We start from the raw sequence: 8,485 nt of genomic DNA, 5'->3' as shown, positions 1-8,485 counted from the left end.
CGGATCTGGGGAATCTTCTCGATGGCTTCCTTGAGGCCCTTCTCGTTGCGCGACATGCCGCACTTGTCCCAGACCAGCAGGCCCAGCTCGCGGTGGAAGGAATCCACAGTGCGCTTGCCGTTGACCTTGAGTAGCTTCTCGTTCCTCTCGGTGACGGCCGCTTCAGCCTCTTTGAAGGCATCGTGATCAGTGCTGACGTCTTCGAGTTGCGTGCTGGCCAGGTAGTTGGCCACTGCGGAGGGAGCGACGAAGTATCCATCGGCCAGACCCTGCATGAGCGCACTGGCACCCAGGCGATTCGAGCCGTGATCGGAGAAGTTCGCTTCACCTGCGACGTGCAGGCCCGGGATGGTGCTCTGCAGGTTGTAGTCCACCCACAGCCCGCCCATCGTGTAGTGAACGGCGGGGAAGATCTTCATCGGCATTTCATAGGGGTCTTCGCCGGTGATCTTGTCATACATCTGGAAGAGGTTGCCGTAGCGGGCCTCGATGGTTTCCTTGCCCAGGCGATTGATGGCGTCCTTGAAGTCCAGGTAGACCGCAAGGCCGCTGGCGTTGACGCCCTTGCCCTCGCGGCACACATAGAGCGCATTGCGCGAGGCCACGTCGCGGGGCACCAGGTTGCCGAAGGAGGGATACTTCTCTTCGAGGTAGTACTCGCGCTCGCTCTCGGGAATGTCCTTGGCCTTGCGCTTGTCGCCGGGGGTGCGGGGAACCCACACGCGCCCGTCGTTGCGCAGCGACTCCGACATCAGGGTCAGCTTGGACTGGTAGTCGCCGCTCACGGGGATGCACGTCGGGTGAATCTGCGTGTAGCAGGGATTGGCGAAGAGAGCGCCGCGCTTGTGGGCGCGCCAGGTCGCCGTGACGTTGCAGCCCTTGGCATTGGTCGAGAGGTAGAAGACGTTGCTGTAGCCGCCGGTGGCCATGATGACCGCGTCGCCCAGGTGGCGCTCGATCTTTCCGGTGACCATGTCGCGGGTGATGATGCCGCGGGCCTTGCCGTTGATGACCACCACGTCGAGCATCTCGGTGCGCGGGTGCATCTTCACCGTGCCGGCCGCCACCTGGCGCGAGAGCGCGCTGTAGGCGCCCAGCAGGAGCTGCTGGCCGGTCTGACCGCGGGCGTAGAACGTGCGCGAGACCTGCGCGCCGCCGAAGCTGCGGTTGGTCAGGTAGCCGCTGTACTCGCGGGCAAAGGGAACGCCCTGTGCCACGCACTGGTCGATGATGTTCACCGAGAGCTGCGCCAGGCGGTAGACGTTCGCCTCACGGGCGCGGAAGTCGCCGCCCTTGACCGTGTCGTAGAACAGGCGGTAGACGCTGTCGCCGTCGTTCTGGTAGTTCTTGGCCGCGTTGATGCCGCCCTGCGCCGCGATGGAGTGGGCGCGCCGTGCGCTGTCCTGATAGCAGAACGCATCGACATTGTAGCCGAGTTCGCCCAGGGTGGCCGCTGCCGCGCCGCCGGCCAGGCCCGTGCCGACCACGATCACATTGAACTTGCGACGGTTCGCCGGGTTCACCAGCTTCATGTCGAACTTGTGTTTGTCCCACTTGCCTTCAATGGGACCCGAAGGAATCTTTGAGTCGAGTTTCATGGAAGCCTCACCCCGCTGCCTTGATGATGCCGGCCATGACGGCAATCGGCATTGAAATGTTTCCAAGAATGATCAGCAGCGTCAGTCCCAGACCGATCTTCTGGATCACCGGGCGCCACTGCGAGTTGTTGACGCCCAGGGTCTGGAACAGGCTCTGGATGCCGTGGCTCAGGTGCAGCCCCAGCACGATCATGCTCAGGATGTAGATGCCCGAAACGAGCGGATTCGAGAATCCCTGCACGAACATGTTGTAGGCATCGTGGCGGCCCATGGCGTCGCGCAGATCGGCGAACTCCGGGTTGGTCAGATGCACCGTGTAGTGGGCCAGGTGATAGAGCACGAAGCCCGCAATCACGAAACCGGTGTAGATCATGTGGCGCGATGCCCAGGAGGCCTGCACCGTGTCCTCATAGACATAACCCTGGGGCCGGGCCGCATTGCTGCGGGCCTTGAGCCGCACGGTGGCGCCGATGTGGACCACGAAAATGGCCAGCAATCCCAGGCGCGCCGGCCAGAGAATGGGGCTGTGCTTGAGCGCATGGGCATAGGAGTTCATCTGGTCCTGGCCGATGTACATCTGCAGATTGCCAAGCAAGTGAATGATGAGGAAGCCGAAGAGCCCGGCGCCGGTCAAAGCCGCAATGGACTTGAGTCCGACGGTCGAGCGCGTCGCCTTCGCGAACCTGGTGAGAACCGCATCCGTTGACATGAAATGCACCTACCGTAGGTCGGATATTGCCCCTGCCCGGGGCAGTTGGGGCCCGGGTGGAACCGGACACTTATATATAGGTTTTCCGGGAAGCTGTCAGTGGGGGCAGCCGGTCTTTTTCAGAAACCAACCGGATGCCCATTCCCCCAGCGCCCAGCCCAGTTTTGACTCAGCCGTCACCAAGGGTCAACCCCCGGAAAAAGACTTCTGAAAACAGCGCGTTAGGCACTCTGAAGGGGGCTCACTGCAGCTCCCCGCCAATCGGGGCAAGTCACAGAACTAGACCCCGAAACTCGCGTCCACCGCGCGGGCGGCCGCAACCATTGGATGGTCGGCGGGAACGAGGCGTTGCTGCTTTATTGCCTCGGAAATCGGGACGCTCTCGATGGCGTTCCCGTGCAGGGAGACCATGCGCCCAAACGAGGCCCCGCGCACCAGATCCACCGCATGGACGCCAAAGCGGGTGGCGAGAATCCGGTCGAAGCTGGTGGGGCGCCCCGCGCGCTGGAGGTGCCCCAGCACCACGACGCGGCACTCGGGGCCGCCGCCCTGCTGGACCTGCCAGGCGAGCTGGTGACCCACGCCGCCCAGGCGAACCGGGTCGGTGCGGGTGGGGTCCTGTTCCTTGACCACCAGGCCGCCGCCCTGCTCGCGGGCGCCCTCGGCGATGGCCACGATGGAGCACTTCTTTCCGCTGCGGCGGCGCGTGCGCAGGTGTTCGATGACACCGCCGATGTCGTAAGGAATCTCGGGAATGAGGATCACGTTGGCCGCGCCGCCAAGGCCGCCCGCCAGGGCGAGCCAGCCCGCATAGCGGCCCATGGTCTCCACGATCATCACGCGGTGGTGGGCCTCCGCGGTGGTGTGCAGGTCCACGATGGCGTCGGCCACGATGGAGGCGGCGGTATCGAAACCAAAGGTCTGGTCGGTGCCGTCGAGATCGTTGTCGATGGTCTTGGGCACGCCGACCACGGGCACGCCCAGCTCGGCAAAGCGCTGGGCAATGTTCATGGTCCCGTCACCGCCCACGCAGACGAGCGCGTCGAGCCCGGCCTCTCCGATGGTTTCCAGTGCCGTTTTGGACTGGTCTTCGTACTGGCCTTCGCCGACCATGACGCGGAAGGGATTATCGCGGTTCGACGCGCCCAGGATGGTGCCACCCCGGGCGAGAATTCCCGAGGCCTCCGGCGCGCTGAGCGTGCGGTAGTTCTTGCGCAGCAGGCCGCCGAAACCCTCGTAGATCCCGACGACTTCTATGTTGTGCTTGAGGATGGCGTACTTGGTGACCGCGCGGATGACCGCGTTGAGTCCCGGACAGTCGCCGCCGGCAGTGAGAATTCCGATTCGTTTGATGTCGCTCAAGCCGCTCGCTCCCCTTCTTCGCACGATTCTGCAGCAATTAGAGTCTAGCCGATTTGTCACGCAGGTTACGTTTTTTAGGGGCCTTGCTCCTCGGGCAGCAGCCCCTCGGCGCGAAGCAGCCCGGCCAGTGCCCGCAGCGCCGCCTCGGGGGAGTCGCCGGTGTCGATCGAATGGGCGACCCGCGCGGTTTGTGCGGCCGGAGGCTCCCACTCATCGCGAAGCTTCCGGTAGACGGCCCAGTCGGCGTCCGATGCGTCGGGCCCGCGCTTTTCGAGGCGCCGGCGAATCGCCTGCTCGGGGGTGCGGCACTCCGCGAAGAGCATCCGCGCTGCGCACTCGCGTGCGAGCTGCACGAACGGGATGCGGCGCGCTTCTTCGCGAAAGTTGGCGTCGACAATCACCCGGCCGCCGCGCGCGAGGATCTTCCCGGCGCGGCGCGCGCATCCTTTGTATGTCCGCTCGCTCATTTCGGCGGAATAGAGGGCATCGGTGCCCGGCGTTTCTGGCGCCAGCCCCGCCAGTTCCTTGCGCACGAGGTCGGAGCGGATGAGCTCGAACCCGAAGGCCTCGGCCGCTGCATGGGCCAGCGTACTCTTTCCCGTGCCGGGAAGCCCGCCGATGAGGACAAGACCCGCGCGCTTCCCGGGCGCCTCGATCTCCCCCAGGGAGAGCAGGCGATAGGTGCGCGCCTTTTCGAGCAGCGCCTCGCGTGCGGCCGCATCCGTCTCGGCTTCGCCCGCCTGGATGGAGAGGACCTTGGCGCGCACCGCCGCACGGTAGGAGAGATAGAGCTGCAGCAGGGCGCGCCCCTGCTCGTCGCCGCCGGAGCGAAAGTAGCGCGCGATCAGCGCGCGCGAGAGATCGCGCCGTCCCTGGTAGGTCAGATCCATTGCCAGGAAAGCCATGTCGGCCACCGGGTCGATGTAGCGGAAGCGCTCGTTGAACTCGATGCAGTCGATGATGACGAGATCGTCCGGGGGCGCGGCGTCCGGGAAGAGATAGACGTGGTCGGTCTTTAGGTCGCCGTGGCAGTCGCAGGGAACATCGCAGCGGCTGCGTTCTTCGATGAGCGGTCGCGCCGCTTCAAGCGCCTGCGTTGTCAGGGTGGTGAGCCGCGCGAGAATCTCCGCGTCGGTTCCTTCGGGCTCCTTCGCGCCAGGGTGGTGGAGATTCTCCAGCAGGTTGCGCGAGATGGTCTCGAAGCAGGCCACTTCGGAGATGTGGGGCCCGCGCTCGGCGCCTCGGTGAAAGGCGGCGATGCGCTCGGCAAGGGTCTCGATCTGCGCTGCCGAAATCTCATCGTGCGCCAGGCGCGATTCGAGCGTCGCATCCTCGGGAAGGCGGCGCATCTTTACCGCCCACTCGATCGGCTCGTCGCTTCCTTCGACCAAGAGTCCGTCGCCGCTTTCGGCAATGGGGACGACGCCCAGGTAGACAGATGGTGCAAGCCGGCGGTTCAGTTCGACCTCAGCGTGGCAGTCGGCGCAACGTTTTTCGAGCGTCGTGAAGTCGAGAAAGCCCATGTCCACGGGCTTGCGCACCTTGTAAACGAGCTCTCCGGCCAGCGCGACGACAGAGATGTGGGTCTGCACGATCTCCACCGCATCGGGGTGGTGGGGGTAGGCGCCCGGCCTGCTGAGCGCCTTGATGAGCTGCGCGGTCTCCATTGCACTGCAGAGTCTACCCGTTGACCGGCGTGCCTGACCTGATATTCGTCAAATCTCCGTCAAAATTTTCTGGTTAAGGTAGCGGGAGCCCGCTCGCACCGGTACACTTGCGGGCTCAGGCAGCAACGGCCCCGGCGGCGGGGCATTTTCGGGGGAAGCGGTGTCCGCGAAATCAGCCAGCCCAACGGTAATCGACCTCGCGGGCTTCGAGCGCCTGCTCAAGGTGCTCGCAGCGGACGGCTATGAGCTCGTGGCGCCCACCGTGGCCGACAGTGCGATCGTCTACGACCGCATCTCGGGCGGGGGCGAGCTCCCCATCGGATGGACCGACGAGCAGGAGGGCGGGCGCTACCGCCTGCACAAGCGCGATGACGAGGCCCGCTTCGGCTACGTCGTCGGCCCCCAGTCCTGGAAGAAGTATCTCTTTCCCCCCGAGGAAAAGCTCTGGAGCGCGCGCCGCACCAGCGGCGGCGGCATGGAAGTCGACGCCGCGCACGAGGCACCGCCAAAGCGCGCGCTCATCGGCGTGCGCGCCTGCGAGCTGCACGCCATCGCCATCCAGGACCGCGTGTTCATGGGCGGCGACTTCACCGACGATCTCTATCGCGCCCGCCGCGAGAGCCTCTTCATTGTCGCGGTCAACTGCACCCAGGCGGCGGCCACGTGTTTCTGCGTTTCGATGAACACCGGTCCCAAAGCAGAAAGCGGCTTCGATCTCTCGCTCACCGAGGTGCTCGAAGGCGAGGACCACTACTTCACTCTCGAAAGCGGCAGCGAGCGCGGCCATGCAATTCTCGGAAAACTCGGCGGCGAAGCCGCCGGCGATGCGCAGCTTCGCGCCGCCGAGGCCGCCCGCGCGCCGGCATCGAATCAGCAGCGCGCCATGCTCACCGAGGGCCTGCCCGCGCTCTTGATGAGCAACTACGAGCACAAACGCTGGGACGATGTCGCAGAGCGTTGCCTCTCGTGCGCCAACTGCACGATGGTGTGCCCGACGTGTTTCTGCTCCACGGTAGAAGATGTCACGGATCTCACCGGCGATCATGCCGAGCGCTGGCGGAAGTGGGACTCGTGCTTTACCGGGGACTTTACCTACATCCACGGCGGCTCGGTGCGCACGAGCATTCGCTCGCGCTATCGTCAGTGGATGACCCACAAGCTCGCCACCTGGCATGAGCAGTTCGGAAGCTCAGGCTGCGTGGGCTGCGGGCGCTGCATCACCTGGTGCCCGGTGGGAATCGATCTGACCGAGGAAGTGCGCGCCATATCCATGGACGCAGGGGAGGAGTCATGAAAAGCATAGCGGATCTGGTGGCCGAACATCCTTTCTTCAGGGACTTCGACCCCGAGTATCAGAAGCTGGTCGCCGGTTGTGGAAAAAACGTGGTCTTCGAGGCCGGCGAATACCTGACCCGCGAGGGCGAGGATGCCAATTGCTTCTACCTGGTTCGCAGGGGGCGTATCTCCATCGAAATCCACACGCCCGCCGGCGGCGCCGCAGTGATCCAGACCGCGGGGGAGGGCGAGGTCGTCGGCGTTTCCTGGCTCTTCGAACCCCACCGCTGGAACTTCGACACGCGCGCGACAGAGACCACTCACGCGATGCATTTCGACACGACCTGTCTGAAAAAGAAGTGCGAGGACGATCCGCGCTTTGGCTATCTGATCATGGGCAAGTTCTCGGCCGTGCTGATGGAACGGCTGCAGGCCACGCGCATGCGGCTGCTGGATCTCTATGGTTATGGCAAGTCCAACTAGCCTGCTCACCCCGCAGGCCATGGTGCCCGCGCCCTGGCGCGTGCTCGCCGTGCGCGAGGAGGGCCCCCATGTGCTGACGCTGGAGCTGGCGCCCCAGAGCGGCGCGCTTCCAGCTTGCCGGCCCGGCCAGTTCAACATGCTCTATGCCTTCGGCGTGGGGGAGATTCCCATTTCCATCAGCGGCGACTGTGCCGACACTTCGAAGATCGTCCACACCATTCGCAACGTCGGGATGGTCTCGGCCGCGTTGACGCGGCTGGAGGAAGGCCAGAGCGTGGGGCTTCGCGGCCCCTTCGGAAGCGTCTGGCCGGTGAGCTCGGCCAAAGGCCGCGACGTGCTGGTGATCGGCGGCGGGCTGGGGATCGTGCCGCTTCGGCCCGTGCTCTATGAGATCGCGCGACATCGCGGCGACTTTGGCCGCGTCAATGTGATCTACGGGACGCGAAAGCCCGAGGACCTGCTCTTTCTCGACGAACTGGGGCTCTGGGGGCGAGAGCACGAGTTCAATGTGGAGATCACCGTCGACATGGCCGAGCCCGACTGGGTGGGCCACGTCGGCACGGTCGCCCCGCTCATCGAGCGCGCGCCCTTCGATCCGGAAAATACCAGCGCCTTTGTCTGCGGTCCCGAGGTGATGATGCGGATCGTGGCTGGAAAGCTGGTAGAGGGCGGCATCCCGGCCGCGCACACGCATCTATCCATGGAGCGCAACATGAAGTGCGCCGTCGGGCTGTGCGGTCACTGCCAGTGGGGCACCGAGTTCATCTGCAAAGACGGCCCGGTCTATGGCTGGGAGCGCGCGGCGCCGCGGCTGCGCATCCGGGAGCTCTAGCCATGGCCAAACCCCGACTCGCCGTGTGGAAGTTCGCCTCGTGCGATGGATGCCAGCTCTCGCTGCTCGATTGCGAGGACGACCTGCTCGCCGTGGCGGGCGCCATCGACATCGCCTATTTCCCCGAGGCCTCCCGCGATTTTCAGCCCGGCCCCTACGACGTCTCGCTGGTGGAGGGATCCATCACTACCGCCCACGATGCCGAGCGCATCCAGCAGGTGCGCGCGCAATCGGGCGTGTTGATCACGATCGGCGCCTGCGCCACCGCGGGCGGGATCCAGGCGCTGCGCAACTTCGCCGACGTCGAAGACTTCATCGCCGCGGTCTATGCGAGCCCCCAATACATCTCAACCCTCGAAACCTCGACGGCCATCGCCGACCACGTGAAGGTGGACTTCGAGCTGCGCGGCTGCCCGATCAACAAGAACCAGCTCGTTGAGGTGATCAACGCCTTCCTCAATCATCGAAAGCCCAATACCCCGGCCCACAGCGTGTGCATCGACTGCAAGCGCAGCGGCAAGGTCTGCGTGATGGTCGCAAGCGGCACCCCGTGCATGGG

The 8,485-nt window shown here is 64.9% G+C and carries 8 protein-coding genes; 4 read left to right on the top strand and 4 right to left on the bottom strand.

The window, feature by feature from the left end:
• From KDH09_08390 to KDH09_08375, 4 genes are all read right to left on the bottom strand, one after another.
• The coding region (locus KDH09_08390) for a fumarate reductase/succinate dehydrogenase flavoprotein subunit (protein MCB0219696.1) at positions 1-1,598 on the bottom strand (1,598 nt) is incomplete at its 3' end.
• 7 nt (positions 1,599-1,605) lie between these two features.
• The gene (locus KDH09_08385) at positions 1,606-2,307 is read right to left on the bottom strand and encodes a succinate dehydrogenase cytochrome b subunit (protein MCB0219695.1); all 702 of its coding nucleotides are present in this window, start codon (positions 2,305-2,307) and stop codon (positions 1,606-1,608) included.
• Positions 2,308-2,586: 279 nt separating this feature from the next.
• Positions 2,587-3,669, bottom strand: coding sequence for an ATP-dependent 6-phosphofructokinase (locus KDH09_08380; protein MCB0219694.1), 1,083 nt, complete (start codon positions 3,667-3,669; stop codon positions 2,587-2,589).
• Positions 3,670-3,743: 74 nt separating this feature from the next.
• A complete protein-coding gene (locus KDH09_08375) occupies positions 3,744-5,336 on the bottom strand; it encodes an AAA family ATPase (protein ID MCB0219693.1) in 1,593 nt (530 codons plus the stop codon).
• A gap of 160 nt (positions 5,337-5,496) precedes the next feature.
• On the opposite strand from KDH09_08375, the gene KDH09_08370 reads away from it, so the two are divergent.
• From KDH09_08370 to KDH09_08355, 4 genes are all read left to right on the top strand, one after another.
• On the top strand, positions 5,497-6,630 hold the full coding sequence (locus KDH09_08370) for a 4Fe-4S dicluster domain-containing protein (protein ID MCB0219692.1): 1,134 nt from the start codon (positions 5,497-5,499) through the stop codon (positions 6,628-6,630).
• Complete coding sequence (locus tag KDH09_08365) at positions 6,627-7,094, top strand: cyclic nucleotide-binding domain-containing protein (GenBank protein MCB0219691.1); 468 nt, start codon at positions 6,627-6,629, stop codon at positions 7,092-7,094. Before KDH09_08370 ends, KDH09_08365 begins: the two co-directional genes overlap by 4 nt.
• Positions 7,078-7,926, top strand: a complete 849-nt coding sequence (locus KDH09_08360) for an FAD/NAD(P)-binding protein (protein MCB0219690.1) — start codon at positions 7,078-7,080, stop codon at positions 7,924-7,926. Before KDH09_08365 ends, KDH09_08360 begins: the two co-directional genes overlap by 17 nt.
• Positions 7,927-7,928: 2 nt before the next feature.
• The coding region (locus tag KDH09_08355) for an oxidoreductase (protein MCB0219689.1) at positions 7,929-8,485 on the top strand (557 nt) is incomplete at its 3' end.

The sequence above is a fragment of the Chrysiogenia bacterium genome, assembly GCA_020434085.1.
GTDB lineage: Bacteria > JAGRBM01 > JAGRBM01 > JAGRBM01 > JAGRBM01 > JAGRBM01.
This window is presented reverse-complemented; position numbering and strand designations above follow the sequence as displayed.

Excerpts from the sequence above, each read along its gene's own strand:
- KDH09_08385 (MCB0219695.1), bottom strand. The coding sequence starts at position 2,307 with ATGTCAACGGATGCGGTTCTCACCAGGTTCGCGAAGGCGACGCGCTCG.
- KDH09_08375 (MCB0219693.1), bottom strand. The coding sequence starts at position 5,336 with ATGGAGACCGCGCAGCTCATCAAGGCGCTCAGCAGGCCGGGCGCCTAC.
- KDH09_08365 (MCB0219691.1), top strand. The coding sequence starts at position 6,627 with ATGAAAAGCATAGCGGATCTGGTGGCCGAACATCCTTTCTTCAGGGAC.
- KDH09_08360 (MCB0219690.1), top strand. The coding sequence starts at position 7,078 with ATGGCAAGTCCAACTAGCCTGCTCACCCCGCAGGCCATGGTGCCCGCG.